We start from the raw sequence: 858 nt of genomic DNA, 5'->3' as shown, positions 1-858 counted from the left end.
TGGACCGCCCGCGTCCGATGCTGTTCTCTGGTCGCGGCGCGACGTACGAGTTCACGATCGACGCGACGGTGCATGCCGCGTTGAACCGGCTCGCGCTTCGCCACGACGCCACTCTGTTCATGGTGGCGCATGCGGCGTTCGCGGTGTTGCTGGCGCGTTTGTCGAACACCGGCGATATCACCGTGGGTACGCCGGTGGCGGGTCGTGGGGACGCGGCGTTGAGTGGTTTGATCGGCATGTTCGTCAACACCCTCGCCTTGCGCACCGAGGTCGATCCTGCTGACAGCTTCGCCGAGCTGTTGGATCATGCGCGCGGTCGCGATGTGGAGGCGTTCGGGCATGCCGAGGTGCCGTTCGAACGCTTGGTGGAGTTGCTGGACCCGGTGCGGTCGAGTGCGCATCATCCGTTGTTCCAGGTGATGCTGACCTTCCAGAATTTCACGCCCGCAACGCTCGAGCTGCCGTCGCTGAACGTGTCCGCGCTGGAGTTCGCGTGGTCGCTGACGAAGTTCGATCTCGAGCTGACCATGGTGCCCCGCGAGGACGAGCGGACACCGTTGGGGATTTCGGCGGCGTTCACCTACTCCACCGACCTGTTCGACGAGGCGACTGTCGCGGGCTTCGCGGGGCGGTTGTGCCGAATCCTCGCGGTCATTGCCGAGTCGCCGCAGGTGCTGGTGGGAGAGATCGACCTGCTGGACACGCCGGAACGCACCGCGATTCTGGAGTCCTGGAACGACACCCACTATCCCGTTGCTGCCGGACTGCTCCTCGACGGCTACCGGCGTGCGGTGGCGCAGTATCCGGACACCGTCGCGGTCGTGTACGCCGATCAGTTGTTGACGTATCGCGAGTTGG

General features: G+C 65.0%; 1 protein-coding gene. It reads left to right on the top strand.

Annotated features, from left to right (window positions below):
* A partial coding sequence (locus NA4_RS38410) for a condensation domain-containing protein (protein ID WP_245671810.1) occupies nt 1-858 on the top strand: 858 nt, incomplete at both ends.

Source organism: Nocardia amamiensis NBRC 102102, from assembly GCF_001612745.1.
Taxonomy (GTDB): Bacteria; Actinomycetota; Actinomycetes; order Mycobacteriales; family Mycobacteriaceae; genus Nocardia; species Nocardia amamiensis.
This window is presented reverse-complemented; position numbering and strand designations above follow the sequence as displayed.